Source organism: Pseudomonas sp. GD04158, from assembly GCF_029834875.1.
GTDB classification, from domain to species: Bacteria; Pseudomonadota; Gammaproteobacteria; order Pseudomonadales; family Pseudomonadaceae; genus Aquipseudomonas; species Aquipseudomonas hydrolytica.
The window spans coordinates 20,275-46,480 of the sequence record NZ_JAODYT010000002.1 but is presented as its reverse complement, the minus strand read 5'-3'; the positions used below and the strand labels follow the sequence as shown (position 1 = coordinate 46,480).

The 26,206-nt window shown below is 64.9% G+C and carries 29 protein-coding genes; 15 read left to right on the top strand and 14 right to left on the bottom strand.

All coding sequences use genetic code 11. The annotated features are described in order from the left end of the window. Positions 1 to 18: 18 nt before the first annotated feature. Positions 19 to 1,236 carry a virulence factor BrkB family protein gene (locus N7333_RS01320; protein ID WP_012019146.1) on the top strand — a complete coding sequence of 406 codons (1,218 nt, stop codon included), beginning with the start codon at positions 19 to 21 and terminating at the stop codon, positions 1,234 to 1,236. 200 nt (positions 1,237 to 1,436) lie between these two features. Then, on the top strand, positions 1,437 to 1,634 hold the full coding sequence (locus tag N7333_RS01315) for a hypothetical protein (RefSeq protein ID WP_096826945.1): 198 nt from the start codon (positions 1,437 to 1,439) through the stop codon (positions 1,632 to 1,634). Between the two features lie 47 nt (positions 1,635 to 1,681). Here the strand turns inward: N7333_RS01315 and N7333_RS01310 are convergent, their stop codons facing one another. Both N7333_RS01310 and N7333_RS01305 read right to left on the bottom strand, forming a co-directional pair. Beyond that, entirely contained in the window at positions 1,682 to 2,074 is a 393-nt protein-coding gene (locus tag N7333_RS01310; RefSeq protein ID WP_012019144.1) for a hypothetical protein, read from the bottom strand. Between the two features lie 116 nt (positions 2,075 to 2,190). Beyond that, the gene (locus N7333_RS01305; protein WP_254299841.1) at positions 2,191 to 3,597 is read right to left on the bottom strand and encodes a PilZ domain-containing protein; all 1,407 of its coding nucleotides are present in this window, start codon (positions 3,595 to 3,597) and stop codon (positions 2,191 to 2,193) included. A gap of 48 nt (positions 3,598 to 3,645) precedes the next feature. On the opposite strand from N7333_RS01305, the gene N7333_RS01300 reads away from it, so the two are divergent. Beyond that, entirely contained in the window at positions 3,646 to 4,104 is a 459-nt protein-coding gene (locus tag N7333_RS01300; protein WP_273263378.1) for a TlpA disulfide reductase family protein, read from the top strand. Between the two features lie 151 nt (positions 4,105 to 4,255). On the opposite strand, the gene N7333_RS01295 is transcribed toward N7333_RS01300, so the two are convergent. The 5 genes from N7333_RS01295 to napE are packed head-to-tail and all read right to left on the bottom strand — an operon-like array spanning position 4,256 to position 8,317. Then, positions 4,256 to 4,852, bottom strand: coding sequence for a cytochrome c3 family protein (locus tag N7333_RS01295; protein WP_003244325.1), 597 nt, complete (start codon positions 4,850 to 4,852; stop codon positions 4,256 to 4,258). A gap of 9 nt (positions 4,853 to 4,861) precedes the next feature. Continuing rightward, entirely contained in the window at positions 4,862 to 5,347 is a 486-nt protein-coding gene (locus tag N7333_RS01290) for a nitrate reductase cytochrome c-type subunit (RefSeq protein WP_003244326.1), read from the bottom strand. Between the two features lie 11 nt (positions 5,348 to 5,358). After that, positions 5,359 to 7,863 (bottom strand): nitrate reductase catalytic subunit NapA, encoded by a 2,505-nt coding sequence (gene napA, locus N7333_RS01285; RefSeq protein ID WP_273263338.1) that lies wholly within the window; start codon positions 7,861 to 7,863, stop codon positions 5,359 to 5,361. Further along, positions 7,860 to 8,120 (bottom strand): chaperone NapD, encoded by a 261-nt coding sequence (locus N7333_RS01280; protein ID WP_273263336.1) that lies wholly within the window; start codon positions 8,118 to 8,120, stop codon positions 7,860 to 7,862. Before N7333_RS01280 ends, napA begins: the two co-directional genes overlap by 4 nt. 29 nt (positions 8,121 to 8,149) lie before the next feature. Next, positions 8,150 to 8,317 carry a periplasmic nitrate reductase, NapE protein gene (gene napE / locus N7333_RS01275; RefSeq protein WP_003244333.1) on the bottom strand — a complete coding sequence of 56 codons (168 nt, stop codon included), beginning with the start codon at positions 8,315 to 8,317 and terminating at the stop codon, positions 8,150 to 8,152. A gap of 218 nt (positions 8,318 to 8,535) precedes the next feature. On the opposite strand from napE, the gene N7333_RS01270 reads away from it, so the two are divergent. From N7333_RS01270 to N7333_RS01255, 4 genes are all read left to right on the top strand, one after another. Next, complete coding sequence (locus N7333_RS01270; protein WP_273263334.1) at positions 8,536 to 9,708, top strand: MFS transporter; 1,173 nt, start codon at positions 8,536 to 8,538, stop codon at positions 9,706 to 9,708. Between the two features lie 113 nt (positions 9,709 to 9,821). Then, positions 9,822 to 10,427, top strand: coding sequence for an outer membrane beta-barrel protein (locus N7333_RS01265; protein ID WP_003244336.1), 606 nt, complete (start codon positions 9,822 to 9,824; stop codon positions 10,425 to 10,427). 65 nt (positions 10,428 to 10,492) lie between these two features. After that, complete coding sequence (locus N7333_RS01260; protein ID WP_003244339.1) at positions 10,493 to 11,170, top strand: response regulator transcription factor; 678 nt, start codon at positions 10,493 to 10,495, stop codon at positions 11,168 to 11,170. Next, positions 11,167 to 12,549 carry an ATP-binding protein gene (locus N7333_RS01255; RefSeq protein ID WP_012019135.1) on the top strand — a complete coding sequence of 461 codons (1,383 nt, stop codon included), beginning with the start codon at positions 11,167 to 11,169 and terminating at the stop codon, positions 12,547 to 12,549. The genes N7333_RS01260 and N7333_RS01255 overlap by 4 nt, the downstream gene beginning before the upstream one ends. Before the next feature lie 33 nt (positions 12,550 to 12,582). Here N7333_RS01255 and N7333_RS01250 read toward each other — a convergent pair whose 3' ends face one another. The 3 genes from N7333_RS01250 to N7333_RS01240 form a co-directional block, all read right to left on the bottom strand. Continuing rightward, positions 12,583 to 13,893, bottom strand: coding sequence for a methyl-accepting chemotaxis protein (locus N7333_RS01250; RefSeq protein WP_273263330.1), 1,311 nt, complete (start codon positions 13,891 to 13,893; stop codon positions 12,583 to 12,585). Positions 13,894 to 14,046: 153 nt separating this feature from the next. Further along, entirely contained in the window at positions 14,047 to 14,598 is a 552-nt protein-coding gene (locus tag N7333_RS01245) for a YdeI/OmpD-associated family protein (protein ID WP_273263328.1), read from the bottom strand. A gap of 133 nt (positions 14,599 to 14,731) precedes the next feature. Then, complete coding sequence (locus tag N7333_RS01240; RefSeq protein ID WP_096826937.1) at positions 14,732 to 15,730, bottom strand: AraC family transcriptional regulator; 999 nt, start codon at positions 15,728 to 15,730, stop codon at positions 14,732 to 14,734. 165 nt (positions 15,731 to 15,895) lie between these two features. Here N7333_RS01240 and N7333_RS01235 point away from each other — a divergent pair, with 165 nt between their 5' ends. From N7333_RS01235 to N7333_RS01215, 5 genes are all read left to right on the top strand, one after another. Continuing rightward, on the top strand, positions 15,896 to 17,035 hold the full coding sequence (locus N7333_RS01235) for an acyl-CoA dehydrogenase family protein (RefSeq protein ID WP_273263325.1): 1,140 nt from the start codon (positions 15,896 to 15,898) through the stop codon (positions 17,033 to 17,035). A 102-nt stretch (positions 17,036 to 17,137) separates the two neighbouring features. Next, the gene (locus N7333_RS01230; protein WP_279858164.1) at positions 17,138 to 18,778 is read left to right on the top strand and encodes an AMP-binding protein; all 1,641 of its coding nucleotides are present in this window, start codon (positions 17,138 to 17,140) and stop codon (positions 18,776 to 18,778) included. Between the two features lie 144 nt (positions 18,779 to 18,922). Continuing rightward, positions 18,923 to 20,104, top strand: coding sequence for a CaiB/BaiF CoA-transferase family protein (locus tag N7333_RS01225; protein ID WP_273263321.1), 1,182 nt, complete (start codon positions 18,923 to 18,925; stop codon positions 20,102 to 20,104). A gap of 74 nt (positions 20,105 to 20,178) precedes the next feature. After that, positions 20,179 to 20,490: a hypothetical protein gene (locus N7333_RS01220; RefSeq protein WP_273263318.1), complete on the top strand. Its 312-nt coding sequence runs from the start codon at positions 20,179 to 20,181 to the stop codon at positions 20,488 to 20,490. Between the two features lie 3 nt (positions 20,491 to 20,493). After that, on the top strand, positions 20,494 to 20,871 hold the full coding sequence (locus N7333_RS01215; protein ID WP_279858163.1) for a DUF1311 domain-containing protein: 378 nt from the start codon (positions 20,494 to 20,496) through the stop codon (positions 20,869 to 20,871). Positions 20,872 to 20,993: 122 nt separating this feature from the next. Here the strand turns inward: N7333_RS01215 and N7333_RS01210 are convergent, their stop codons facing one another. The 4 genes from N7333_RS01210 to N7333_RS01195 all read right to left on the bottom strand — a co-directional run bounded on the left by N7333_RS01210 (position 20,994) and on the right by N7333_RS01195 (position 23,711). Continuing rightward, positions 20,994 to 21,488, bottom strand: coding sequence for a SprT family zinc-dependent metalloprotease (locus N7333_RS01210; protein ID WP_012019126.1), 495 nt, complete (start codon positions 21,486 to 21,488; stop codon positions 20,994 to 20,996). Between the two features lie 61 nt (positions 21,489 to 21,549). Beyond that, entirely contained in the window at positions 21,550 to 22,212 is a 663-nt protein-coding gene (locus N7333_RS01205; RefSeq protein ID WP_003244358.1) for a Yip1 family protein, read from the bottom strand. Positions 22,213 to 22,351: 139 nt separating this feature from the next. Then, positions 22,352 to 22,951, bottom strand: coding sequence for a Yip1 family protein (locus N7333_RS01200; protein ID WP_003244360.1), 600 nt, complete (start codon positions 22,949 to 22,951; stop codon positions 22,352 to 22,354). 166 nt (positions 22,952 to 23,117) lie between these two features. Next, positions 23,118 to 23,711 carry a DNA-J related domain-containing protein gene (locus N7333_RS01195; protein WP_003244362.1) on the bottom strand — a complete coding sequence of 198 codons (594 nt, stop codon included), beginning with the start codon at positions 23,709 to 23,711 and terminating at the stop codon, positions 23,118 to 23,120. A gap of 100 nt (positions 23,712 to 23,811) precedes the next feature. Between N7333_RS01195 and ttcA the strand changes: the two genes are divergently transcribed. From ttcA to N7333_RS01180, 3 genes are all read left to right on the top strand, one after another. Further along, on the top strand, positions 23,812 to 24,636 hold the full coding sequence (gene ttcA, locus N7333_RS01190; RefSeq protein ID WP_003244364.1) for a tRNA 2-thiocytidine(32) synthetase TtcA: 825 nt from the start codon (positions 23,812 to 23,814) through the stop codon (positions 24,634 to 24,636). Between the two features lie 65 nt (positions 24,637 to 24,701). Continuing rightward, positions 24,702 to 24,833 (top strand): hypothetical protein, encoded by a 132-nt coding sequence (locus N7333_RS01185; protein WP_273263311.1) that lies wholly within the window; start codon positions 24,702 to 24,704, stop codon positions 24,831 to 24,833. 262 nt (positions 24,834 to 25,095) lie between these two features. Beyond that, positions 25,096 to 26,160 (top strand): 3-deoxy-7-phosphoheptulonate synthase, encoded by a 1,065-nt coding sequence (locus tag N7333_RS01180; RefSeq protein WP_273263309.1) that lies wholly within the window; start codon positions 25,096 to 25,098, stop codon positions 26,158 to 26,160. Positions 26,161 to 26,206 lie beyond the last annotated feature (46 nt).

Below are 26,206 nucleotides of genomic sequence, written 5' to 3'. Positions count from 1 at the left end.
CAAGGCTAAGGAGAAGGCATGCATCGTCGTCTGAAGGACTGGCTGGGGTTCTGGCTGAGTCTGTATCAGCGTTTTATCGAAAATCGCGGCGCGGGTAACGCCGCGGCGCTGACCTATACCACCCTGTTCGCGGTGGTACCGATGATGACCGTGACCTTTGCCATGCTCTCGGCGATTCCTGCGTTCCAGGGCGTCGGCGAAGAGATCCAGGGGTTCATCTTCAATAACTTCGTGCCTTCTACCGGCGAGACGGTGCAGGAGTACCTGCGCGAATTCACCGCCCAGGCGCGACAGCTGACCTGGTTCGGCGTGGGCCTGCTGGCGGTCACTGCCTTCCTCATGCTGGTGACCATCGAGAAGACCTTCAACGTGATCTGGCGGGTGCGTCAGCCGCGCCGTGGCATGTCCAGCTTCCTGCTCTACTGGGCGATTCTCAGCCTGGGGCCGCTGCTGCTCGGCGCGGGGTTTGCGGTCAGCACCTATATCGCTTCGCTGTCGCTGATTTCCGGGCCGGACGCCGTGGTCGGGGCGAAGACGCTGCTGGCGTTCACGCCGCTGCTGTCGAGCATCGCGGCCTTCACCCTGCTTTATGCGGCCGTGCCCAACACCCGTGTGCCGCTGCGTCACGCCCTGCTTGGCGGCCTGTTCAGCGCCATCCTGTTCGAGATCGCCAAGGCGCTGTTCGGGCTGTATGTCCGGCTGTTCCCGGGCTATCACCTGATCTATGGCGCCTTCGCCACGGTGCCGCTGTTTCTGGTGTGGATCTACCTGTCGTGGCTGATCGTGCTGCTCGGTGCCGAGCTGGTCTATGGCCTGTCGCAGCCGCGGCGCTGGCGCCGGCAGCCGTTGCCGCGGGCCTTGATCCTGCTGGTGGTGCTGCGTCTGTTGCTGGCGCGCCAGCAGAAGGGCGAGGCCCTGCATTACGCGGAAATGCAGCGTGGCGGCTGGAGCCTGCCGGAAGACGAGTGGAGCGAGGTGCTGGACTTTCTCGAGCGCGAGCATCTGGCCTGTCGTGCCAGCGGCGGAGGCTGGGTGCTGTGCCGCGATCTGCACAACTTCAGCCTGCATCAGCTGCTCGAGTGCAGTCCCTGGCCGCTGCCCAATCTCTCGCAGTTGCCGGCGCAGCTGGACGAGCCCTGGTATCCGGCGCTGCGTCAGGCGCTGGAGCGCTTGCAGAATGAACGCAAGGAGCAGTTCGGCGTGAGTCTGGCGACCTGGCTGTCAGGTCCTGGCTGAGACGGTGCGAGGGCGGGGCTTGCGCTGGCAAGTGACAAAAAAGGTCAGTTTGCGGCATCGAGCCTTCGCGCTACTGTCATTGCTACACGCCAGGCCCCGTTAATTGCGGGAGTTGCGCTCTGGCACGCTTCTGGCAACTGCAGGATCAGTTGCTATCGAACTGCCAGCAGAGGCAGGGATCGCTAAGGAATAAGGCAGTAATGACAGGCAAGACCAAGGTAATTCATCTTCATCGACGCGACCCGCAAGAGGCGCTGACGCGGCTCAACCGCATTACCGGTCTGCAGTTCGCCCGCTGGCCGGATTCGCTGCTCGCGCATGTCGCTCCGGAGAATCTGCAGCAGGTCGACGAGCCTGTTCAGCAACCCTCTGCCGCCCCGGGCGTGTCTTCCGGCTGAAACGAAAACCCCGCGACTGAGCGCGGGGTTTTGTGCATCTGCCGGCTTCAGGCCATGGCCTGGCGGCTCTCGCTGCTGGCCAGCTCGACAGCCTGGACGAAGAACTCCTCGACCACCATGGTCTGCGCTGGCACGGCCGAGCGCAGGCGCACCTGCATATCCTCGATCTTCTGCTTGACCGGCATGCGGGCGATGCCCGACAGCAGAATCTTGCCCTGGGCGTTGACCTTGCCGTGGTCGACGTTGACCTCCCGGCGTTTGTCGCCGTCGCGGTAACTGACCAGCAGCGATACCGGCAGATTGGCCAGACCCGGCAGTTGCAGCCAGGTTGCGACGTTGTATTCGGCCACGCGTCCCTCATAGGGGGTGACCTGCAGGCGAGCGTCGTCGACGATGCGGGAGGGCACGGAGCCTATCAGCTTGTCTTGCGCTTGGGACATGATGGGGGATTCCAGGCTGAGTGAAACATCAGTGCCAGGAATTATAAGCAGGGCCCTGTCAGCGAAACTGTGCAGTTGGCAGCCACGCGGCGTGACTGGTATCGCAGTTTTGCGTATCAGGCCAGGCGCAGGGGATGGCGAGTCACCGAGGCTGTTTCCAGATTGCTCGCCGGCAGCGGCAGGATGGCCTGGTTGTGCACGCTGGCGAGCTGCAGCCAGAGGTGCTCGCCGGGGGCGAACTGGCCGTTCGGCAGCCACAGGCCATGATGCCAGCCATTGCCCGGTGCCGGGGTGCTCTGCAGCACGCCGGGGTGGGTCTGGGCGTTGGGCGCGCGCCGCAGCCATACCGGCCGCGGCAGTCCCTTGAGGTAGCGCAGGCCAAGGTGCAGCCCCTCGCCCCCCTGGTGGCGCCAGCGTACCAGGGCCAGGGTCGGCGTACCGTTGGTGAGCAGCAGCACCAGCTGCCCGACCAGCAGGTGTGCGCCTGCGTCCGCATTGCACAGCAGCCGCGCGCCACCGGCGCTGGCGTCGACAATCTGCGCTTCGGTGCGCTGCGGCAACTTGTCCAGCAGTTGTGCATGGATAGCCGGCAGGCCTGCCACCAGGCTGCACTGGCCGGTGAACTCGGCTCGCTCGTGACGGCGCTGCTGGCGGCCCAGCCAGTGCTGGCGCACACGCTCGAGCAATTGCCGTTCGAGCGTGCTTTGCAGGGGCGCGGGCTCATGCAGGGCGATCAGCAGGGCGCCCAGCTCGAAGCGGCGCAGGTTGTCCGGTTCGCCCTCGATAGGCTGGTCGAAGGCCAGGCAGGCCTGCGATTCGCTGAGGTCGACGATGGGGCCTTCGGCGTCATCATCCTCATCCCAGGGTTGCAGGCGCGCCAGGCCGGCCAGCGGGGCGAGGGCGCCGAACAGGGTGAGGCATTCGCCTTCGGCGAGATGGAAGGGATTGCTCAGCGCCAGTAGTAGCATCTGCTGATACAGGCCGCGCAAGGTGCTCGCCGGTTTGGGCTGGAAGGCCGCGGCGACGGGCTCGTCCAGGCACTGCTGATGTTCGCCGATCCAGTACAGCAGATGGCTGTCGCGCCACAGTGCGGCGGGCGGCTCCTGGTACAGCTGGTAGTGGCGCAGCAGTTGCTGAGCGAGAAAGTGCTGGGCCATGTACAGGCACCAGGCCAGGTGCGGCAACGACGGCTGGCGGCCCTGAAGAATCTGCAGCAGCAGGCGTTTGAAGCCTATCGCCAGCTCGCTGCACAGGCGCACGAACAATGCGCTGGGCGCCTGCTGGTAGGCGGTCAGGGCGGCGTAGTGGCGATACTCTTCACTGAAGTTTTGCAGCGCGCGCTGCCTTTCCAGTAAGGTCAGACCGCTGCGATTGAGCGTGAACAGCAGGCCGAGCAGTTGCTGCAGGCCATGTTCGGGCTCGAGTCGTCGCGCGGCGATGAGTCGTTCGGCGATCTGTGCCGGGGCAATCTCGCTGTCGCCACGGATATCAGGCACTTCCAGGCGCAGGGCATCCAGCGTCATATCAACCCCGAGTGGACGAGGATCGAGTACATGGGCTTAGGGCTCCGGATGATCTACAAGGCAGTCATGGGTATCTGCGCCGGCCTGCTGCTGACTGGTTGCGCCGAAGACTTTGGCCTCGACCAGCATGGACGAAAGGTAACGGCTGACAGCCTGGATAGCCAGTGGCTGATCATTAATTATTGGGCCGAATGGTGCGCGCCGTGCCGTACCGAAATTCCCGAGCTCAATGCCTTGGAAGACGAGCTGAAAACGCGCTCGGCGCGAGTGCTGGGCGTCAACTTCGACGGACTGCAGGGCGAGGACCTCAAGCGCGCGGCGCAGGCCTTCGACATTCGCTTCACCGTGCTCGCCGACGACCCCGCGCCGCGCTTCGAATTGCCGCGCAACGACGTGCTGCCGGTGACCTACATAGTCGACGCCGGCGGCAAGCTGCGCGAGCGCCTGGTCGGCGAGCAGACCGCCGCCGGCCTGCTGGCGCATCTGCAGCGGCTGCGCGGCGAATAGAGCGAGCGCCGCCGGGGCAAAGGCGTGAGGCGAGTAGGGTGCGCCGCGCGCACCGATGATCCTTCGGACGGGGCACATTCCGGCGGCCCTTCGGGTGCGGAGTCGGTGCGCACAGCCTAGGCGGCCCGGCGACACCCTAAGGTTCAACTGCTCACCAACCGGGCACCCCGCTCATATCCGGCAACTGGTGGGCGATGCCCTTGTGGCAATCGATGCAGGTGGCTTCGCCGCTGGCCAGCGCGCTGGAATGCATCTGCCGGGCGCGCGGGCTCTGCTTGGTGAAATCCATGTAATCGAAGTTGTGGCAGTTGCGGCATTCCAGCGAGTCGTTGGCCTTGAGCCGTGCCCATTCGTGCTCGGCCAGCTCGCGGCGTTTTTCCAGAAACTTGTCGCGGGTGTTGATGGTGCCGAAGATCTTGCCCCAGACCTCCTTCGACGCCTGCATCTTGCGCGCGATCTTGTCCGTCCACTGGTGCGGCACATGGCAGTCCGGGCAGGTGGCGCGCACGCCGGAGCGGTTGCTGTAGTGAATGGTGTCCTGCAGCTCGACGAACACGTTGTCGCGCATCTCGTGACAGGAGATGCAGAACTGCTCGGTGTTGGTGGCTTCCAGTGCGGTGTTGAAGCCGCCCCAGAAGATGATCCCGGCGATGAAGCCGCCCAGGGTGAGAAAGCCCAGGCTGTAATGCACGCTCGGACGACGCAGGATGCCCCAGTATTCCCTGAGCAGGGCCAGTAGTGACTTCATGAGGCCTCCTCAGGGTTTCGCGGTGCCGGCTGCTTCGTCTTCGAGCAGGTGATCGATATTGCGGAAGCTGTTGCCGATCAGGGGTTTGACCTCCTGCTGGGTCACGTGGCACTGGGTGCAGAAGTAGCGCCGTGGCGACACGGCAGCCAGCGGCTGACCATCACGATCCATGTAGTGGGTGATGCTGATCATCGGCGCCTGGCTGCGGGCGCTGCCGGCCCGGCTGTGACAGGTCAGGCACTTGTTGCCGTTGGCGTCCACCTGGTAGCCGCGAATGCTGTGCGGGATGGTCGGTGGCTGTTCCGGGTAATTGCGCTCGCGGCGCAGGTCCTTGTTCTCCTCGTTGCCCAGCACCGGTGCTGGCAGGGTCTGGCTGAGGGTGCCGCCGGGCCGGCGACCGTCCGGCGCAGGGGCGTCGAGTGGATAATCGAGCTCACCGGCGATGGCCAGGCCGAAGGCGGCGAGCAGTAGCAGAGGCAGGAAACGCAGGCTCATGACGGCTCTCCTCAGGCCAGGCTGACCAGTTCGATCTTCACCGCACACTTCTTGTAATCGGTCTGCTTGGAGATCGGGTCGGTGGCGTCCAGGGTGACCTTGTTGATCAGCTTGTTGGCGTCGAAGAAGGGCACGAACACCAGACCGCGTGGCGGCTTGTTGCGCCCGCGGGTTTCGATGCGGGCGCGGATCTCGCCGCGCCGGCTGATCACCTTGACCTCGCTACCGCGCCGCGCCTTGAGTGCCTTGGCGTCGTCCGGGTGCATGTACACCAGGGCATCGGGCACCGCGCCGTGCAGCTCCTCGACGCGCTGGGTCATGCTGCCGGTGTGCCAGTGCTCCAGCACGCGGCCGGTGCTGAGCCAGAACGGAAACTCGTCATCCGGCGCCTCGGCTGGCGGCTCGTAGGGCAGGGCGAAGATCAGCGCGCGCTTGTCCGGGTAACCGTAGAACTGCACGCCGCTGCCTTTTTCCACATAGGGGTCGTGGCCCTCGCGATAGCGCCAGCGCGTCTCCTTGCCATCGACCACCGGCCAGCGCAGGCCGCGCTCGGCGTGGTAGCTGTCGAACGGCGCCAGGTCGTGGGCGTGGCCGCGGCCGAACCGGGCGTATTCCTCGAACAGCCCCTTCTGCAGGTAGAAGCCGAAGGCCTCGGCTTCGTCGTTGGCGTAACCGGCCTCGATCTGCTCGCTGGGGAACTGGTCGACCTGGCCATTGGCGAACAGCACCTGATACAGGGTCTTGCCCTTGTAATCCGGCGCCTTGGCCAGCAGTTCGTCGGGCCAGACCTCGTCGGTGGTGAAGCGCTTGGAAAATTCCACCAGTTGCCAGAGGTCGGACTTGGCCTCGCCCGGCGCCTTCACCAGTTGATGCCAGAATTGCGTGCGGCGCTCGGCATTGCCGTAGGCGCCTTCCTTCTCCACCCACATGGCGCTGGGCAGGATCAGGTCGGCGGCCTGGGCCGAGACGGTGGGGTAGACGTCGGAGACGATGACGAAGGCCTGCGGGTTGCGCCAGCCGGGGAGGATCTCCTGCATCACGTTGGGGCCGGCCTGCATGTTGTTGCTGACCTGGGTCCAGTAGACCTTGAGCACGCCGTCCTTGAGCTTGCGGCTCTGCTCCACGGCATGGAAGCCGGGCTTTTCCTGGATGGTGCCGGGCGGCAGCTTCCAGATCTTCTCGGCGGTTTCGCGGTGCTTGGGGTTGGCCACCAGCATGTCGGCGGGCAGGCGATGGGAGAAGGTGCCCACCTCGCGCGCGGTGCCACAGGCCGAGGGCTGGCCGGTGAGGGAGAAGGGGCTGTTGCCCGGTTCGCTGATCTTGCCGGTGAGCAGGTGCAGGTTGTAGATCAGGTTGTTGGCCCAGACGCCGCGGGTGTGCTGGTTGAAACCCATGGTCCAGAACGACATGACCTTGCGCTTGGGGTCGGCGTACAGCTCGGCCAGCGCCTTGAGACGCTCGGCCGCCACGCCGCTTTCCTTGGCGGTGCGCTCCAGCGTGTAGGGTTTGACGAAGGCGGCGAACTGCTCGAAGGACATGTTTTCCCAGGTGTTGGCCTTGGCCGCGTTCTTGGCCTGCATCTCCAGCGGATTGTCGGCGCGTAGGCCGTAGCCGATGTCGTCGGCGCCGCGGGCGAACTTGGTGTGCTTGCCGACGAAGTCCTTGTTCACCGCGCCGCTTTCGATGATGTGGTTGGCGATGTAGTTGAGGATCAGCAGATCGGTCTGCGGTTTGAATACCAGCGGGATATCGGCCAGATCGAAGCTGCGGTGCTCGAAGGTGGAAAGTACCGCGACCTTGGTGTCCGGATGGCTGAGGCGCCGATCGGTGACCCGGCTCCAGAGGATCGGGTGCATCTCGGCCATGTTCGAGCCCCACAGCACGAAGGCATCGGCGGCCTCGATGTCGTCGTAGCAACCCATCGGCTCGTCCATGCCGAAGGTGCGCATGAAGCCCATCACCGCCGAGGCCATGCAGTGGCGCGCGTTGGGGTCGATGTTGTTGCTGCGAAAGCCGGCTTTCATCAGCTTGTTGGCGGCGTAGCCTTCCCACACCGTCCACTGGCCGGAGCCGAACATGCCGACGGCCTCCGGACCCTGCTCGGCGATGGCCTGCTTGATCTTCTGCGCCATGATGTCGAAGGCCTGGTCCCAGCTCACCGGCTGGAATTCGCCCTGCTTGTCGTACACACCGTTCTTCATGCGCAGCAGCGGCTGGGTGAGGCGGTCGACGCCGTACATGATCTTCGACAGGAAGTAGCCCTTGACGCAGTTCAGGCCGCGGTTGACCTCGGCCTTGACGTCGCCATGGGTGGCCACCACGCGGTTGTCGCGGGTGGCGACCATCACGCTGCAGCCGGTACCGCAGAAGCGGCAGGGCGCCTTGTTCCAGTCCAGGCGGGTCATGTCCGCCTCGGTGATCAGGTTACTGGCGGTGCTGGCAAGCGGCAGGCCGGCAGCCGCTGCGGCAATGGCAGCGGCGTTGGCTTTGGCGAATTCACGGCGGGAAAGCTTCATTCTGCGTCTCCCTCTGCTTCGAGGCGTTCGTGGTAGACCAGGGCAGCATTGAGCACGCCCGGTAACGCGTTGATCTGTTCGATGCGCGCGAGGATGTGGCGCTCGTGTTCGGTCTCCAGCACCACCACCAGCTTGCCCTGCGGGCTCTCCTGGTGCAGTTCGAGGCCTTCGAGCTGGCGCAGGTTGGCTTTCACCGCGGCGAGCAGCTCGGGCCGTACGTGTACCAGCAGGCTGGATATGTGCGTGGGGGCGGCCATGTTCCGTGGCTCCGTTTGGTAAAGAAGGATCAGGTGGGTGGGCCGGGAGGCCCCAGCAGCATCTGCATGAACCAGATGATGAATCCGTAGCCGCCGACCAGGGCGACCGAAAGGAGGGGGAAGAGGCAGACGACGAGAAAGACGAACAGGCGGGTTTCCTTGCCTTTCGTGGCTCTGCCCTCGGGCGTGCTATCCATTCGCTCGGCTCCATTGCGTTCCGTTTTTCAGGCTAGACCCTAGCTTTCGTGTGGGCAAAGTCCGTTGAGCTGGATCAAGGGGAGAGGTTTTACCGGCGAAGGGCGGCGGCGTTCGGAATTTTCGATAGCGTGCTAATATTTATCCTTCGTTCCACTGCGGGGCCGTTGGCCGTTGTTTCGCCGCTTGCCCGCGTCATGTTTCGTGAGCCGTCTTGCCCATGTCCGCTACTCATCTCAGCCGTGGCAGCGCCGGTTATCGGCGCGCCACTCTGGCATTGTTCTGCGCCGGTTTCGCCACCTTCGCCATGCTCTACTGCGTACAGCCGTTGCTGCCGCTGCTCGCCGCGCATTTTCGCGTGTCGGCCGCCAGCAGCAGTCTGGCGCTGTCGCTGACCACCCTGAGCCTGGCGCTGTGTCTGCTGGTATCCGGCGCCCTGGCCGAAAGCTGGGGGCGCAAGCCGGTGATGGCCGCGGCGCTGGGGTTGGCGGCGCTGCTCGGTATCGCCTGCGCCTTCGTGGAGCAGTGGGGCAGCCTGCTGATACTGCGGGCGTTGCTGGGGCTGGCGCTGAGCGGCTTGCCGGCCCTGGCCATGGCCTACGTCGGTGAAGAGTTCGATCCCGAGGCGTTACCGGCGGCCATGGGCCTGTACATCGGCGGGACCGCCCTGGGTGGCTTGCTCGGGCGTCTGCTCGCCGGTCTGCTCAGCGACCTCGGCGGCTGGCCCTGGGCGCTGGGCGGCATCGCCGGTCTTGGCCTGCTGGCGCTGGGGCTGTTTCTCTGGCTGCTGCCGCCGTCCCGGCATTTCCGGGCGCAGCCATTGTCGCTGCGCGGGTTGCTCGGCAATTTCGCTCTGCACCTGGGCAATCCTCGCCTGCGCGTGCTGTTCGCGCTGGCCTTCCTGCTCATGGGCGGCTTCGTCGCGCTGTTCAACTACGTGGGCTTTCGTCTGGCTGGTGCGCCGTTCAACCTCTCCGCCACGGTGATCGGCCTGTTGTTCACCGTCTACCTGCTGGGCATCTTCAGCGCTGGCTGGGCCGGGCGCCTGGTACCGCGCTTTGGTGCGCGCCAGGTTCTGTTCGGCGGGATCGCCCTGATGCTGCTCGGGGTAGCCCTGTGCGCCGCGCCCTGGCTGAGCGCTGCGGTGGTCGGTCTGGCGCTGTTCACCCTGGGCTTCTTCGCCGCGCACGCGGTCGCCAGCGGCCAGGTCGGTGCGCATGCCAAGGGGGCCAAGGCGCAGGCCTCGGCGCTATATCTGTGCGCCTACTATCTGGGCTCGAGCCTGGTGGGCTATGTCGGTGGCTATGTCTGGGAACATGCCGGCTGGCTGGCGCTGTTAGCCGTGCTGGCTTCGCTGTTTGGCCTGGCGGGCGCTCTGGCGCGACGTTTGTAACCCTCATTGCCGCTCGTTCAGGGCAGGTTCAAGGAGGGTTCAGGAGGGATTCAGTAGGCTTCGTGCAGACTCGTTTTCGAGTTGATCACAACCGAAACGAGAGGAACGCTTCGATGAAAACCACCCTGAACCGTATCGCCTTCGCCACCTGCCTGGCCCTGGGCGCCACCGCTGCGCAGGCCAACGACACCTTCATCGGTCTGACCTGGGGCCAGACCGACAACAACATTCAGAAGTCCAGCGCGCTGAACGCCAACCTGGGCAATCCCAAGCTGGACAAGGTCATCGACGACAAGAGCACCTGGGGTGTACGCGTCGGCCAGAAGACCGCCGATGGCCGTTACTACGCCACCTACGAAAATGTCTCCGACAGCCATAACGGTTACAAGCTGCGCCAGCAGAACCTGCTCGGCAGCTATGACATGTTCGTCCCGCTGGGCGACAACAACACCAAGCTGTTCGGCGGCGTGACCGCTGGCCTGGTCAAGCTGGAGCAGGAAAGCAGCGGCTTCTCCCGTGACAGCGATATCGGTTTTGCCGCCGGTTTGCAGGCCGGTATCCTGCAGGAACTGAACAACAATGCTTCGATCGAAGCCGGCTATCGTTACTTGCGTACCAATGCCAGCACTGAAATGGCGCCGCATGGGCAGCCCAAGGCCGGGTCGCTGGATCTGCACAGCAGTTCGCAGCTCTATCTCGGTGCCAACTTTGCCTTCTGAATGAGGCTTCGTTCACCAGGCCGGGCATCGCCCGGCCTTCGTTCACTGAAAAAAGGGGGAGTCTCATGAAATTGTTGGTGGTGGAGGATGAGGCGCTGCTGCGTCACCATCTGTTCACTCGCCTCAGTGAAAACGGGCATGTGGTGGATGCTGTGCGCACCGCTGAAGAGGCGCTGTATCGAGCTGAGTCCTTCAATCACGACCTGGCTCTGGTCGACCTGGGTCTGCCGGGCATGAGCGGCATCGACCTGATCCGCCAGCTGCGCAGCCAGGACAAGAACTTTCCGATCCTCATCCTCACCGCCCGCGGCAATTGGCAGGACAAGGTCGAGGGCCTGTCCTGCGGTGCCGACGACTATCTGGTGAAACCCTTTCAGTTCGAGGAACTGGAGGCACGCCTGAACGCCTTGCTGCGCCGTTCCTCGGGCTTTACCAAATCCACCATCGAGGCCGGCTCCCTGGTGCTCGATCTCAATCGCAAGCAGGCGACCGTCGACGAGCAGTCGCTGCAGCTCACTGCCTACGAGTACCGCATCCTCGAGTACCTCATGCTCCATCACCAGCAGGTGGTGCCGAAGGAACGCCTGATGGAGCAGCTGTACCCCGGCGATGACGAACGTGATCCCAACGTCATCGAAGTGCTGGTCGGGCGTCTGCGTCGCAAGCTGGAGGCGATGCTGGGCGGCAAGCCGATCGAAACCGTGCGTGGCCAGGGCTACATGTTCAACGAGCGCTGCAAGTGAGAAAAGCGCGGGTGATCGTGCGCAAGGTGCGCATCCGGCTGACGTCGCTGCGCCTGCGCCTGATGCTGGCCAGCGCCGCGCTGGCGATGCTGTTCATGCTGCTGCTGATGCCGGTGCTGCAGGGGGTCTTTCTCATGGCCCTGGAGGAAACGGTGGAAAAACGCCTGGCTTCCGATGCCGCCGCGCTTATCTCGGCCGCGCGAATCCAGGAAGGCCAGCTGCACATGCCGGACAAGATGCCGGATGAGGAATTCGACAACCTCGACTCGCATCTGCTGGGCTTCATCTTCGACCGCGAAGGCAGGCTGATCTGGCGTTCGCGCTCGTCCCTCGACGAACTGGTGAACTACAAGCCGCGCTACGACGGCCGCGGTCACGAGTTCGTGCGCATTCGCGACGAGAGCGGTCAGGAGTACTTCGTCTACGACATCGAGGTGGACCTGCTGCGCGGCAACGAAACCGCGCTGAGCATCGTCACCATGCAGCCGACCCGCGAATACCAGGGGCTGTTCGATGGCTTTGCCTGGCAGTTGCGCCTGTGGCTGGGCATCGCGCTGCTGGTGCTGCTCGGCCTGCTGTGGTTCGGGCTGACCTGGGGCTTTCGCAGCCTGCGGGGGCTGAGCGACGAACTCGACGGCGTGGAGTCCGGCACCCGCCAGCGCCTGAGCGACGACCACCCGCGCGAATTGCTGCGCCTGACCAACTCCCTCAACCGCCTGCTCGACAGCGAGCGGCGCCAGCGCGAACGCTACCGCGACTCCCTCGAAGACCTCGCCCACAGCCTGAAAACCCCGCTCAGCGTATTGCAGGGCATCGGTGAAACCCTTTCCGTGCAGCCGGAGAATCGTGAGCAGGCGCAACTGATGCAGGCGCAGATCGAGCGCATGAGCCAGCAGGTGGGCTACCAGCTGCAGCGCGCCAGCTTGCGCCGCAGCGGCCTGGTGCGTCACCGCGAGCGGGTCTGGCCGCTGCTCGATGGCTTGTGCCGCTCGCTGGACAAGGTCTACCGCGACAAGCGCGTCGAAGCGATGCTGGAGGTGCCCGAGCACAGCCAGATCAGCATGGAGCGCGGCGCCCTGATGGAGCTGCTCGGCAACCTGCTGGAGAATGCCTACCGCCTGTGTCTGCACCGCGTGCGGGTTAGCCTGCAGCCGCTGCCGGACGGCTGCCTGCTGACCATCGAGGATGACGGCCCCGGCGTACCCCATGACCAGCGCTCCCGCGTGCTGCAGCGTGGCGAACGGCTGGATGCGCAGAACCCCGGGCAGGGCATCGGCCTGGCGGTGGTGGAAGATATCGTCGAAAGCTACGAGGGCGAACTGAGCCTGGAAGACTCCGAACTGGGCGGCGCCTGCTTCAAGGTGCGCTTGTACGACTGACGGCGGCCGCTGGCGGAGCGCGCTCCGGCGGTATCACAACTGCGTCGCGAAGCGCTCCACCGCGCTGACGACGTGTTTGGCGCCATCCTGAATCTCGGCGATCACCTGGCCGGCCTGAGCGGACAGCTCCAGGCCCAGTTCGGCCTGGGTCCTGCCGCGGTCGATCAGCCCCACGGCGCGCTCGGCCAGTTGCTGATTCTGTCCGACCACCTGGGTGATTTCCTCCGTCGCCGCGCTGGTGCGTGAAGCCAGTTGGCGGACCTCATCGGCCACCACCGCAAACCCCCGACCCTGTTCGCCGGCGCGCGCCGCCTCGATGGCGGCATTGAGCGCCAGCAGATTGGTCTGGTCGGCGATGCTGCTGATGTTCTTGACGATGGAGCCGATGATCTGCGACTGCTTGTCCAGCGCTTCGATGCCCTGCGCCGCTTCCTGCATGCGGGCGGACAGCTCGCGCATGGCATCGAGCATCTGCTGCACCACCGAAGCGCCGTTCTTGGCGCTCTCATCCGTGCCTTTGGAGGTTTCGAAGGCGATGCCGGCCGCTTCGGCCACCGCGGTTTCGCGGTTGACCTGATCGGTGATCACCGTGGCGAACTTCACCACCTTGTAGAGTTTGCCCTGGGCGTCGGTAACCGGGTTGTAGGAGGCCTCCAGCCAGACTTCCCGACCATGGGCATCGACCCGCTTGAAGCGCCCGACGACGAATTCACCGCGGCGCAGCTGGTCCCAGAAACGTTGGTACTCCGGTGAGCCGGCCACGGAGGGATCGCAGAACATGCGGTGATGCTTGCCCTGAATCTGCGCCAGGCTGTACCCCATGGAGTCGAGAAACGGCTTGTTGGCAGTGAGAATCTCGCCGTTCAGGTTGAATTCGATGACGGCTGTGGAGCGCTGCAGCGCCTTGACCAGGTTCTCGTGCTCGCGTGAGGCCACGATGGTGCGTGTCAGGTCGCTGGCATAGATCGAGAAGAACTGCACCTGGCCCTGACTGTTGCGCACCGGCTGCAGGATCGAGCGCAGCCAGGCCTCCTCGCCATCGCCGCGTTTGAGGCGAATGACCCCGGCCAGGTGCTCGCCGCGTTCCAGGGCATGGCGAACCCGATGGTGGAAGTCGAGATTGCGCACCTGCTCCGGGATCAGCTCCAGCAGCGAGCGGCCACGAAGCTGCTCGCCGCGATAGTGCATTTCTTTCTCGAAGTTGGCGTTGACCGTGTCGATTCGACCCTGGGGGTCGAGGGTCAGGGCGATCATTTCGTCGTCGAGGCTGGCACGCACCTGGTTGAACAGCGACAGCTCTTCGCGCAGTGCCTGTACCTCCTGCTTCAGTCGGGTCGTGAACATCGTGGCAGGCCTTTGCCGGTTTGAACGGAATAGGTTGAGGTGTAGGGCAAAACCGAGCCGGTCGCCAGCACAAATGTTTCCGTATGTGGCAGAGCGAACTGCGGCCGTTATCCCGTTGCGTGTGTTACGCCCTGGCGCGGCCGTTCTGCTCGATCACCCGACGGCCTCGGGCGCACGGAAGGCCTTGCTGTAATAGCCGGACTGATCGAAACAGCAGACCCGCTTCTTCCCCTCGCCCAGCATGGCGCAGGCGTCGGCGATACGTTTGGCGCGGGTCTTGGACTGCCTGGCCGACTCGATCCAGTGAATCCAGTCCAGCCGCGCGATGGTCGTCGTGGCGTCCCAGGCGTCGCGTGCCTCGGGCGCGGCGGCCAATGCCTCGGCCAGATCCGCCGGCACGTCCGGCTCGGGCTCCTGCTCTAGCGGGGCGATCTCCAGCGTCACCAGATCGCCGATGGCCGCGCCTGTCGCCTGCAGCAGGTCGTTATCCACCCGTAGCCAGTGGCTCAGCTGGCCGTCCGGCTCGAGCCTGGCCTGGAACGGATGCCCGTTGATACGGCCGTCCACACTGGTTCTGCCGCGTCTCGGCAGTTTCTCGCTCGCCTCCTGGGGCAGTACCACGAACGCCCAGAACGCCTCGCCATCCGCTAGGCGAGGGCGTAGCAGGGTTGCCTGGAATCTAGAGGTTTCTTGTGCGTGCGGCATGGGAACAGGCCTACCGATCGAGGTGCCATTTCGCAGGGAGTATTGGAGGAGGGTAGCAAAGAAGGGAGCTGCCCCGTTTCTGCACGAACCGTTTGTCAGCGGTGATTGGCAGGGCATAGGGGCCGCCTGAGTCTTAACCCTCCTGTGCCCGATACGCCCCAGGCGTCAGCCCGGTCCATTTCTTGAACGCACGGTGAAAGGCCGAGGGCTCGGAGAAGCCGAGCTGCTCGGCGATGTCGTGAATCGCCAGTTCGTCGCGGCCCAGGTGGTAGATAGCGAGATCGCGGCGCAGGTGGTCCTTGAGCTCCTGGAAGCTGGTGCCTTCTTCGCGCAGGTGGCGGCGCAGGGTCTGCGGGCTGGTGTGCAGCTGCTGGGCGACCTGTTCCAGATCGGGCCAGGTGCGGCAGTCTCGGCCGAGCAGGCGGCGGATCTGGCTGATCAGGCTGTCGCCACCATCGGGACGGGCCAGCAGGTCGGCGGGGGAGTGCTCGAGGAACTGCTTGAGCGTGCGCTCGTCCTGCAGCAGCGGCATGGCCAGGTAGCGCGCGTGGAACAGCAGACTGGTGGCGCCGGCGCCGAAGCGCCGCGTGCAGGGGAACAGCAGTTCGTACTCGGCGCTGTGCTGCGGTTCGGGGTAGGCGAAGGTGGCTTCTTCCAGGCGGATGCGCTGGCCGATCAGCCAGCTGCCGAGGCGGTGCCAGATCACCAGCAGGCTTTCCACCAGAAAGTGGTCCGGGTCCCATAGCGTGCTGTCATCCACGCTCAGTCGCGCCCAGTCGCCTTCGCGTTGCAGGCGGATGCTCGGTGCATCGGGGAACAGGCCGTAGAACAGCGCGCCGCGGCTCAGCGCCTTCTCCAGGCTGCGACAGTGGATGATGGCGTGGCCCATCATGGCGAAGGTGCCGCGTTTGCTCGGCTGGCGACCGAAACCCAGGTATTCGTCGTCCAGTGCTTCCCATAGCAGCTGCATCAGGCGGGCGAACTGTTCGGGGGCGATGCGCGCACGCGGCTCGATGAGCACCGCTGGCTGGATGCCCGCCTGGCGCAATATGGGTTCGCAGGCCAGGCCCTGACGCTGGGCGCCGCGCAGCGCGGCGCGGACGAAGTGGCTGGCGATAGTGCGTTCGCGCATGCATGGGCTTCCATGGTCGGGGTCGCCGATGGTAGGCAGCGGCCGCAGCGCAGGGCAAGCCGACCGAGCGATTGGGTCAATCCAGGCTGAGCGCATGGGTCATTGAGGGGGCAGGGGGCGCCACTTAACCTCGGTTGCAGAATAAATCAGCGGAGGAACCGCCCCATGCAACGCAACCATTTCGACACCGAGCACAATCTGTTCCGCGACGCTTTCGCGGCCTTTCTGGACAAGGAGGTGGTGCCGCATCAGGAGGAGTGGGAGGCGGCGGGCGTGGTCGATCGCAGCGTGTGGGCCAAGGCTGGCGAGATGGGTTTTCTGCTGCCCTGGGCGGACGAGGAGTACGGCGGCGCCGGGCTCAAGGATTTTCGCTACGAGCAGATCATGTGCGAGGAGCTGGCGCGGATCAACGAGCCGGGCTTCATGATTCCCCTGCACTCGGCGCTGTGCGGGCCCTATATCGCCGAGTACGGCAGTGCGGAGCAGAAGACGCGCTGGCTGCCCGGCATCATCCGTGGCGAGACCATTCTCGCCGTGGCCATGACCGAGCCGTCGGCCGGTTCCGACCTGGCCGGCATGCGCACCACGGCGGTGGACAAGGGCGACCACTGGCTGCTCAACGGCTCCAAGGTGTTCATCTCCAACGGCTACCTGGCCGATCTGGTGATAGTCGCGGCGAAGACCGACCCGGCCAACAAGTACGCCATGGGCCTGTTTCTGGTGGAGCGCGGCATGGCGGGTTTCGAGCGTGGCAAGAAACTGAAAAAGCTCGGCATGCACAGCCAGGACACCGCCGAGCTGTTCTTCAACGACGTCAAGGTGCCCAAGGAGAACCTCCTGGGCGACGCCAAGGGCGGCTTCTTCTACCTGATGAACATGCTCGCCCAGGAGCGCCTGACCAATGCCTGCGGCGCGGTGGCCGGTGCCGAGGCGGCCCTGCAGACCACCATCGACTATGTCAGGGAGCGCCAGGCCTTCGGTCGCCCGGTGGCGCACTTTCAGAATACCCGCTTCAAGCTGGCCGAGATGCGCACGCAGATCGATGTGGCACAGGTCTTCACCGACCGCTGCGTGCTGGATCACAACCAGAAGAAGCTCACCCCGGAAGTCGCCGCAGAGGCCAAACTGTTCACCACCGAGCTGCTGTGCAAGGTGGTCGATGAGGGCGTGCAGCTGCATGGCGGCTGGGGCTACATGTGGGAATACCCGATCTGCAAGATGTACGCGAACGCGCGTATCCAGCGCATCTTCGCCGGCACCTCGGAAATCATGAAGGAGATTATCAGCCGCGGTATGAAGCTGTAAGCGCATGGGGCAGGTACAACCTGCCTTGAGCCGCATGGCGCCATCGTCAAGGCGCTCGCACTAGTGTGTAGGTGAACCGCAAGGACAAGAAGGTAACCTCCCATGACCCTGCAACTGCCTCTGCAACGTTTCAACCACTGGCTGGACCGGCAGCCCGATGCAGTCTGGCTGCGCCAGCCGGTGGCGGGCGTCTGGCACGACTTCACCTGGCGTCAGGTCGACGAGCAGGCCCGTCGTCTGGCCAGTGCGCTGCTGGCGTTGGGCTGCGTGCCCGGCGAGCGGGTCGCGCTGCTGGCGAAGAACTGCGCCGAATGGTTCATCAGCGACCTGGCCATCCAGCATGCCGGGCTGGTCAGCGTGCCGCTGTATCCGCTGCAGGCTCCCGAGCAGATCGCCTATGTGCTGGAACATGCCGGCTGCAAGCTGATTCTGGTGGGCAAGCTGGACGAGCCGGACAAGCTGGCAGGGGGAATCGCGGCGCATATCCCCCGCATCGCCATGCCATACCCGACCATGCCTGCCGAGCACCAGTGGCACGCGCTGCTGGCCGCTCACGAGCCGCTGCAGGGCACCCGCTCGCAGCGCGGCGAAGATCTGCTGTCGATCCTCTATACCTCCGGCACCACCGGGCAACCCAAGGGCGTGATGCTCTCGGCCCATGCCATGGCCTTCTCCGCGGCGAACGCCACGGCGGAGATGCGCATGACGCCGCAGGATCAGTTCTTCTCCTATCTGCCGCTATCGCATGCCGCCGAGCGCTTTCTGGTGGAGTTCAACAGCCTCTACTGCGGAGCGCCGGTGGCCTTCGTCGAGTCGCTGGAGACCTTCGCCAGCGATCTGCGTCAGGTGCGGCCCACCGTGTTCTTCTCCGTGCCGCGGCTGTGGACGCGCTTTCAGCAGGGTGTGCTGGAGAAACTGCCGGCGCAACGGCTCGAGCGCCTGCTGCGCATTCCGTTGCTCGGCCGCCTGGTGGCGCGCAAGGTGCGGGCCGGGCTGGGGCTGGATCGCGCGCGCATTCTGGTGTCCGGCGCGGCGGCGATTTCCACCGGGCTGCTGGAGTGGTATCGACGTCTGGGCATGACCCTCTGCGAGGGCTACGGCATGACCGAGCATTTCGCCTACGGCTGTTTCAACCGTCCGGGGCAGGTGCGCTTCGGCACCGTGGGCCGGCCGATGCCGCACCTGCAGCTACGCATCGATGACAGCGGCGAGATTCTGCTGCGCAGCGAGACGCTGATGCAGGGCTATTACCGCGAGCCGGAAAAGACCGCCGAAACGCTCAAGGATGGCTGGCTGCACACCGGCGATCGCGGTCAGCTGGACGAGGCGGGCTATCTGCGCATCACCGGACGGGTCAAGGAGATCTTCAAGACCAGCAAGGGCAAGTACGTGGCGCCGGCGCCCATCGAGGGCGAGATCGCCAAGAGCCACTGGGTCGAGCAGGTATGCCTGATGGGCAGCAACCTGGATCAGCCGCTGGCGCTGATCGAACTGTCACCCGCGGCCCGCCAGCAACCCCGGGAAGCCGTGAGCGAGGCGCTGCAGCAACATCTGCAGGCAATCAACCAGCGCCTGGCGGTGCATGAGCGCATCAGTCATTTCATCCTGGTGCACGAGGCCTGGACGGTGGACAACGGCTGCATGACGCCGACCATGAAGATTCGTCGCAACGTTCTCGAGGCGCGCTATGCCGAAGCCATTGCCAGCCTGTCGGCGAGCGACGCCATCGTCTGGGAGCGTTGACCCTTGGCCCTGATCGATTACCGGATTGCATCCGGGCTGCGCCGGGGTTTCACCTTTCTACTTCCTCGCCCCCGCTGGGGAGAGGGTTGGGCAGAGGGGCTCCGGCCTCCCGCCCGATACCACATCATCTGATCGGGAGTCGCCATGACCGGCCCACTGTCTTCGCTGAAAGTACTCGATTTTTCCACCCTGCTGCCCGGGCCGTTCGCCTCGCTGCTGCTGGCCGACATGGGCGCCGAGGTGCTGCGTGTGGAATCGCCCACGCGCATGGACCTGGTACGCGTGCTGCCACCGCACGACGGCGGCACCTCCACCAGCCACGCCTATCTCAATCGCAACAAGCGCAGCATCGCCCTGGATCTCAAGCGCCCCGAGGCGGTGGAGGTGGTGAAGAAACTGGTGGCCGAGTACGACATCGTGCTGGAGCAGTTCCGCCCAGGGGTGATGGACAAGCTGGGCGTCGGCTACGAGGCGCTCAAGGCGATCAATCCGCGGCTGATCTACGTGTCGATCACCGGCTACGGCCAGACCGGGCCGTACCGGGATCGCGCCGGGCATGACATCAACTATCTGGCACTGGCTGGCATCGCCAGCTACACCGGCCGTCGCGACAGCGGCCCGCTGCCGCTGGGCGTGCAGCTGGCGGATATCGCCGGCGGTTCCCTGCATGGAGTGATCGGCCTGCTCGCCGCGGTGGTGCAGCGCCAGGTCACTGGCCAGGGCCAGCAGGTGGACGTGAGCATGACCGACTGCGCCTTCAGCCTGCACGGCATGGCCGGCGCCGGCTATCTCGGTGCCGGCGTGGAGCCGGAGATGGAGAATCAGGCGCTCAATGGCGGCAGCTTCTACGACTATTACCGCACCCGTGACGGTCGCTGGTTCTCGGTGGGCAGCCTGGAGCCGCAGTTCATGCAGCAGTTCTGCCAGGCGCTGGGGCGGCCCGAACTGGCAGCGCGCGGCCTGTCGCCGAAGCCGGAAGATCAGCGAGCGCTCAAGCGCGAGATCGAAATCGAGTTCGAAAAGCGCGATTTCGCCGACTGGCGCGAGCGTTTCGCTGCCCTGGACGCCTGCGTCGAGCCCATGCTGCCGCTGTCCGAGGCGCTCGAACACCCGCAGATCAAGGCGCGTACTCTGGTCGCCGAGGTGCCGCGCGAGGGTTTGCCGGCGCAGCCGCAACTGGCCTGCCCGCTGAAGTTCTCGCACGGGCTGCCGGCACCCCGGCATGTCGGGGCGGCGTTGGGCGCACATACCGCGCAGGTGCTGGCCGAGCTGGGCTATGACGCCGAGCAGATCGCGACATTGCGCGCGGCTGGAGCGCTTGGCTGATCGGGCAGCCGCTGGCGCCGCGCAGTCTCAGGCGTTAGCCTGCAGGGCCAAATGACTGGTGCAAGGATCGCCCGATGCTGGAAGCCCTGTTTTCGTTGCTAGTAGCGCTGCTGGAACTGCTGGCCGGCGCCCTGACCGCCCTGATCAATCTGCTGACCGGCGCGGCGGCAGGTGCCGGTGCGGCGCTGGGGCTCGGTGAGGCGCTCGTGTTGCTGGCGGTGGTGCTGATCGAACTGCTGCTCTGGCTGGTGCTGACGCTGTTCGAATGGGTGCGGGCACTGCTGAGTCGGCGCCGGCCGCGTGCCGTGCCCAGACCTCGCCTGTGGCGCCCGAGGCCGCGTCCGGCGCAGGCCTTGAAGGACAAACAAGACGCGGCGGGGGACTGAACCATGCGCCACCTGGCATTGCTGCTTCTAGGTCTCTGCATGGCGATCAGCGCCGCTGAGTCCGAGGATCCCTGTCAGCAAGGCAGCGCCATGGCTGCCAACCTCTGTCACGGGCCCGCGTGGCAGGCGGCGGAAGATGAGTTGCAGCGCAGCTATGACCGTCTGCTGAGCCATTTCAAGGAATACGAGCCGGAGCTGGTGGTGGAGCTGCGCGACGCCCAGCGGAGCTGGATTCGCCAGCGTGAGCAGAGCTGCAGCCTGTATGCGCGCAGCCGCGTGCAGGGTTCACCCTGGACCGGTTTCTGGGCTGCGCAGTGCATGGCCGAGCAAGCGCGAGCCCGCGCGGCCTGGTTGAAGTCGGTGCTGGAAGATGAACTCTGAGCGCTGCCTGGCTCGCAGCCTGCCGACGTAGGGTGCGCCATGCGCACCAGGGGGCCAGGCGGCCTTGACGGTAGCAGCAGGTGCGCGCGGCACACCCTACGGCCGTGCCGGGATACTCAGGGCTATTCCACCCGCTGCTGACCGGTGAACTGTAGCGTTACCTTGCAGCGGCGGCAGTAGTAGCGTTGGCCCTTGGCCACCTTCGCGTGGCGTTGGGCCGAGAAGGGGAACTCGCCCTCGGGGCAACTGCAGCGGTAGATGAAACGGCTGACCTTGCGCCGCTGCACTTCATAGTTGTGACAGCGCTGCGGCGCCAGCTCGTAGACGCCGCGCATGATCAGCTGCCACTCCTCGCCATGCGGCTGGATGCGCGGGCCGAACAACTGATGGGCAACCATGTGCGCCACTTCGTGGGGTACCGTCTGGCGCAGGAAGTCCTCGCGGTTTTCCCGATACAGCTGCAGGTTGAAGCGCAGCTTGTTTTCCGTCAGGTGGGCGACGCCGGCCTTCTGTCCGCGCAGCTTGAAACTCACTTCCGGGCGAGCAAAGCGTTGCTTGAAGAAGGCTTCGGCCAGCTGGTAGCAGGCCTCGACACGGGCGTGGAGCTGTTCGGGCATGGCGCACTGCGGTGAAGGGCGGACGCGCGATTATGCCGCAAGCAGCCCGCCTGCGCAGGTATCACTCGTCTCCTGGCGGCTGCATGCGCTCCTGCTGCGTGCCGCGGCTCTGGTCCTGATCGACCGTTCGCTGGTAGTCCGGCTGGAGCGTGTAGGACCAGAACAGGATCATGCTGACCAGGATGGTGACCAGCACCAGCAGCGCCACCCCCGCCATGGAAGAGGCATAGAGAAAGCTCTGCTGGTTATCGATGCGCATGAAGCGCGGCAGCCCCACATAGAGCAGGAAGCTGGCGTGAGCGCAGGCGCCCAGCAGTACCAGGATGGCCAGCCAGCGCGTCGGGTACAGCGCAGCGAGACCGGCGATGAAGAAGGGCGTGCAGGTGTAGGCGATGAAACCGATGCACTGGTTGAAGGTCGGCCTGGCCTCGAAGGTTCGCGACATGTAGCGCAGGACGTAACCCATGATGACCACCCCGATCAGGATCGTCAGGTACAGCAGCGCACTCAGTTGCAGTGCGCTGACCAAATCCAGACGAACCCGCTCCCGGTCCACCAGGCTCCAGCCGACCCAGTGGGTGCCGATGAACAGGCACAGCGCCGGAAGCAGGCTGAACAGCAGCAGATAGGGCAGGTAGTTCGCGCTGTTGCGCTCCTCGTCCTGGCGAATGGCCGTCCAGGCCCGGTCTGGGCGTGTGAGAAGGGTATAAAGGTTCGCATACATGGGAACACCGCCTGCTGACTGCCTATAAATTTTCGGGCAGTCATTCGGCCGGTAGGTTCAATGCAAATCTTCAATCAGCGAGCCGCCATGAAAAAGGCCGCCCGAAGGCGGCCTTGAGGTTCAGCGAGTCGAACGAGGCTCAGCTGGTGTAGACGGGGCCGATGCCAAGCCCCCAGAGAATCACCGAGCTGGCGATCATCGCCACCAGCACCACCAGGCCTACCGCCAGTACCGAGCTGGAGAACATGAACCCTTCGTCCTCGGGAATGTTCATGAAAGTCGGTATGCCGACGTAAAGCAGGTAAACCGTGTAGCAGATGGCTACCGTGCCGACCACCATGCCCAGCCACAAGTGCGGGTAGAGGGCTGCCAGGCCGCCGATGAACAGCGGGGTAGCGGTATAGGCTGCGAACACGACGCACTGGGTGAAGGTGGGATTGGCGTCATAGGTGCGCGCCATCCAGTGGATGAAGGCGCCCATCACCGCCACACCGGCGAGCATCGCCAGATAGGACATGATGGTCATCACCATCGCACTGCCTTCGGTAAGCATCACGGGTGCTCGGTCACCGATGGCCCAACCAACCTGGGTCGTGCCGATATAGGCCGAAACGGCGGGGATAGCCGCGAGAATCAGCACATGGGTCAGGTACATGTGGCTGATGGTTTCTTCCTCGCCACGGATTTCTTGCCATTCTTGGTCGGGATGGGTGAAGAGCCCCCAAACGTGGTGGATCATGCCAGACACCTCCTCTTTTTATGACGATCGCCCCCCAGCGGACGCCCGGCGCGCATGTACAGCGCCACCGGGTGCCAGGCCGAACCTATGCGACCGTATGTCGCAGTATAGGCAGCGGCTGGAGGGCGCGTGGTGTCTGGCTTTAGAGCAAATCGCTCTCTGCAGATCAGTTGTAATAGCGCTCTAGAATTTCCATCGCCTTGTTGATCGACTGCAGCCGCTCTGTGCTGCCGCCTCGGTCGGGATGGTGCTGGCTGACCAGTTGTCGGTAGCGGTGCTTGATACGTGCCAGGTCCAGTGGCGCCTGTTCGTCGAGTTCGAACAGGCCCAGGGCCGCCTGCTTCTCCTCGCCGCCCTGCATGCGGGTCCAGAAGCTGGCCAGCAGGCGCTCGACATCGCGCTCGTCGGTGTCGCGCAGGTTGTCCATGTCCAAGTAGTAATCGCGCAGCCCGTCGCGCTCGCTGAGCGCCGCGCTGCCGGCCTGGTATGGCAGCAGCTGGATGCACAGCGGGCTGATCTGCAGCAGGTGGCTGCCGTCCTGCCAGAGCCGCTCACGCAGCCGGTACAGGGCGTTGAACAGCAGGAAGTGGGTGCGAAACAGCACCAGCTTGTCGGTCAGCGGCAGGTTGGGGATATGGCCGCTATGGCGCTGTTTGAGCTGCTGGATCAGCTGGTATTCGGCCACCCCCTCGGGCGCGGCCAGAAGCAGCTCCAGCACCTGGTCGCAGAGGTCGGCGGCGGGGTCTAGGTCGTCATTCATCGGCCGAGCCTAGCATTTCGCCGCCGGTGGGGTAGGGCGAGCGCGGCTTTCTGCGTAAAATGTCGCGCTTTCGTTCCCACCCCTCGGATCTCGACGCACCATGGGCACCCTTTCGGTCAACCAGAACAAACTGCAGAAGCGCATTCGCCGCCTGGCCGGCGAAGCCATCACCGACTTCAACATGATCGAGGATGGCGACAAGGTGATGGTCTGCCTGTCCGGCGGCAAGGACAGCTACACCATGCTCGACGTGCTGCTGTACCTGCAGAAGGTGGCGCCGATCAAGTTCGAGATCGTCGCGGTGAACATGGACCAGAAGCAGCCCGGCTTCCCCGAGCACGTGCTGCCGGCTTATCTGGAGTCCATCGGCGTGGCGTACCACATCATCGAGAAGGACACCTACTCGGTGGTCAAGGAGAAGATCCCCGAGGGCAAGACCACCTGCTCGCTGTGCTCGCGCCTGCGTCGCGGCACCCTGTACACCTACGCCGACGAGATCGGCGCGACCAAGATGGCGCTGGGTCACCACCGCGACGACATCCTGGAAACCTTCTTCCTCAACATGTTCTACGGCGGCACGCTCAAGGCCATGCCGCCCAAGCTGCTGTCGGACGATGGCCGCAACGTGGTGATCCGCCCGCTGGCCTACTGCGCCGAGGCCGACATCGAGGCCTACAGCCAGCTCAAGGAATTCCCCATCATCCCGTGCAACCTGTGCGGCTCGCAGGAGAACCTGCAGCGCCAGGTGGTCAAGGAGATGCTGCAGGAGTGGGAGCGCAAGAGCCCGGGCCGCGTCGAGATCATGTTCCGCGCCCTGCAGAACGTGCACCCCTCGCAACTGGCCGACCGCAACCTGTTCGATTTCAAGAGCCTGAAGATCGACGACAGCGCCACGCCGCGCTTTCTCGATGTGATGAGTCTGTAACCAACCGCCTGCTTGCCAGGCCGCAAAGGCCTGGAGTATGGTTCGGCCATTGTTTGGAGAATTGCATGTCCGTCAGCCTCAACGTCCTGTCCTCGCTGCAAGCCGGTGCCACGCGCGCCGCGCTGGTGCGTGCGCAGTCGGTCGCGGCCGCGGCGTATTACTTCTTTGGGTATTGGTTTAGCCACAGGCGCGCCTGATACCCCACAGGCGGCCTGAGACAGCAGGGTCGCCACCAGAGACGTTTTCCAGAAAACCCCCGGTCGGCAACCCGACCGGGGGTTTTGTTTTTTCCGGCCGAAAACGGCCATAGATCGAGGACTTGCAGATGAACCGTTATTACCGCAACTACCGCTACGACTGGCGATTTAGCAGCGTCACCACCGCCCTGACACCTTTGCAACGAACACTCAGTTAGCGCCGCCGCGGTATCGACCGCGCCGGCCAAGGAATCGCCAGACCATGAACGCATCCGTCTCCGCTCAACTCGCTTGCCCCGTTACCACCATCGCCCGCCGTAGCGCCCAGCCGCTGCCCAGCCCCGCCGTATTGCGCCAGCGCCTGCCATTGCCCGGCGCACTTGCCGAACGTATCGCCGCCGATCGCGACGCCATCCGCGCCGTGCTCGATGGCACCGATTCGCGCCTGTTGGTAGTCGTCGGCCCCTGTTCCCTGCATGACCGCACCAGCGCCCTCGAATACGCCGAACGCCTGGCCGAACTGGCGCCGCAGGTCGATGACCAACTGCTGCTGGTGATGCGCGCCTACGTGGAAAAACCGCGTACCACCGTGGGCTGGAAGGGGCTGTTGTACGACCCGCATCTGGATGGCAGCGGCGATATGGCCGAAGGGCTGCGCCTGTCGCGCCAGCTGATGCTGGACATCCTCGCCCGTGGCCTGCCGCTGGCCAGCGAGCTGCTGCAACCCATGGCTGCCGGCTACTTCGATGATCTGCTCGGTTGGGCGGCGATTGGCGCACGTACCAGCGAGTCGCAGGTGCACCGCGAGATGGTCAGCGGTCTGGATCTGCCGGTCGGCTTCAAGAACGGCACCGACGGCAGCGTCGGCATCGCCTGTGACGCCATGCGTTCGGCTGCGCACCCGCACCAGCATTTCGGCATCGACGACCTCGGCCATCCGGCGCTGCTGCAAACCGCCGGCAACCCGGATACCCACCTGGTACTGCGCGGCGGTCATGGCGCGCCGAACCACGATGCCGCCAGCGTCGCGGCCGCGCGCGAGGCGCTGCAGCGTCAGGGCATCGCACCGCGGATCATGGTCGACTGCAGCCACGCCAACAGCGGCAAGGACCCGCTGCGCCAGCCGGCGGTGCTGGAGAGCGTGATCGAGCAGCGCCTGGCCGGCGACACCAGCCTGCGCGGGGTGATGCTGGAGAGTCACCTGTTCGACGGGTGCCAGGCACTCTCCGGCGAATTGCGCTATGGCGTGTCGATCACCGATGGTTGCCTCGGCTGGAGTGGTACCGAAGCAGCATTGCGTCAGGCCGCCGAGCGTTTGCGCGGGTAGGGCGGGTGCAGCGGGTCAGCCCGAGGTCGGGGCACCCGCCCTTGTT

Coding starts and splice junctions, on each gene's coding strand:
- N7333_RS01245 (WP_273263328.1), bottom strand. CDS start 14,598: ATGCCGCACGCACAAGAAACCTCTAGATTCCAGGCAACCCTGCTACGC.
- N7333_RS01220 (WP_273263318.1), top strand. CDS start 20,179: ATGCTGGAAGCCCTGTTTTCGTTGCTAGTAGCGCTGCTGGAACTGCTG.
- napE (WP_003244333.1), bottom strand. CDS start 8,317: ATGGATAGCACGCCCGAGGGCAGAGCCACGAAAGGCAAGGAAACCCGC.
- napA (WP_273263338.1), bottom strand. CDS start 7,863: ATGAAGCTTTCCCGCCGTGAATTCGCCAAAGCCAACGCCGCTGCCATT.
- N7333_RS01205 (WP_003244358.1), bottom strand. CDS start 22,212: ATGTATGCGAACCTTTATACCCTTCTCACACGCCCAGACCGGGCCTGG.
- N7333_RS01280 (WP_273263336.1), bottom strand. CDS start 8,120: ATGGCCGCCCCCACGCACATATCCAGCCTGCTGGTACACGTACGGCCC.
- ttcA (WP_003244364.1), top strand. CDS start 23,812: ATGGGCACCCTTTCGGTCAACCAGAACAAACTGCAGAAGCGCATTCGC.
- N7333_RS01210 (WP_012019126.1), bottom strand. CDS start 21,488: ATGCCCGAACAGCTCCACGCCCGTGTCGAGGCCTGCTACCAGCTGGCC.
- N7333_RS01200 (WP_003244360.1), bottom strand. CDS start 22,951: ATGATCCACCACGTTTGGGGGCTCTTCACCCATCCCGACCAAGAATGG.
- N7333_RS01185 (WP_273263311.1), top strand. CDS start 24,702: ATGTCCGTCAGCCTCAACGTCCTGTCCTCGCTGCAAGCCGGTGCCACG.
- N7333_RS01230 (WP_279858164.1), top strand. CDS start 17,138: ATGACCCTGCAACTGCCTCTGCAACGTTTCAACCACTGGCTGGACCGG.
- N7333_RS01215 (WP_279858163.1), top strand. CDS start 20,494: ATGCGCCACCTGGCATTGCTGCTTCTAGGTCTCTGCATGGCGATCAGC.
- N7333_RS01305 (WP_254299841.1), bottom strand. CDS start 3,597: ATGACGCTGGATGCCCTGCGCCTGGAAGTGCCTGATATCCGTGGCGAC.
- N7333_RS01315 (WP_096826945.1), top strand. CDS start 1,437: ATGACAGGCAAGACCAAGGTAATTCATCTTCATCGACGCGACCCGCAA.
- N7333_RS01290 (WP_003244326.1), bottom strand. CDS start 5,347: ATGAGCCTGCGTTTCCTGCCTCTGCTACTGCTCGCCGCCTTCGGCCTG.
- N7333_RS01310 (WP_012019144.1), bottom strand. CDS start 2,074: ATGTCCCAAGCGCAAGACAAGCTGATAGGCTCCGTGCCCTCCCGCATC.
- N7333_RS01225 (WP_273263321.1), top strand. CDS start 18,923: ATGACCGGCCCACTGTCTTCGCTGAAAGTACTCGATTTTTCCACCCTG.
- N7333_RS01180 (WP_273263309.1), top strand. CDS start 25,096: ATGAACGCATCCGTCTCCGCTCAACTCGCTTGCCCCGTTACCACCATC.
- N7333_RS01270 (WP_273263334.1), top strand. CDS start 8,536: ATGTCCGCTACTCATCTCAGCCGTGGCAGCGCCGGTTATCGGCGCGCC.
- N7333_RS01195 (WP_003244362.1), bottom strand. CDS start 23,711: ATGAATGACGACCTAGACCCCGCCGCCGACCTCTGCGACCAGGTGCTG.
- N7333_RS01300 (WP_273263378.1), top strand. CDS start 3,646: ATGATCTACAAGGCAGTCATGGGTATCTGCGCCGGCCTGCTGCTGACT.
- N7333_RS01320 (WP_012019146.1), top strand. CDS start 19: ATGCATCGTCGTCTGAAGGACTGGCTGGGGTTCTGGCTGAGTCTGTAT.
- N7333_RS01260 (WP_003244339.1), top strand. CDS start 10,493: ATGAAATTGTTGGTGGTGGAGGATGAGGCGCTGCTGCGTCACCATCTG.
- N7333_RS01235 (WP_273263325.1), top strand. CDS start 15,896: ATGCAACGCAACCATTTCGACACCGAGCACAATCTGTTCCGCGACGCT.
- N7333_RS01240 (WP_096826937.1), bottom strand. CDS start 15,730: ATGCGCGAACGCACTATCGCCAGCCACTTCGTCCGCGCCGCGCTGCGC.
- N7333_RS01250 (WP_273263330.1), bottom strand. CDS start 13,893: ATGTTCACGACCCGACTGAAGCAGGAGGTACAGGCACTGCGCGAAGAG.
- N7333_RS01295 (WP_003244325.1), bottom strand. CDS start 4,852: ATGAAGTCACTACTGGCCCTGCTCAGGGAATACTGGGGCATCCTGCGT.
- N7333_RS01265 (WP_003244336.1), top strand. CDS start 9,822: ATGAAAACCACCCTGAACCGTATCGCCTTCGCCACCTGCCTGGCCCTG.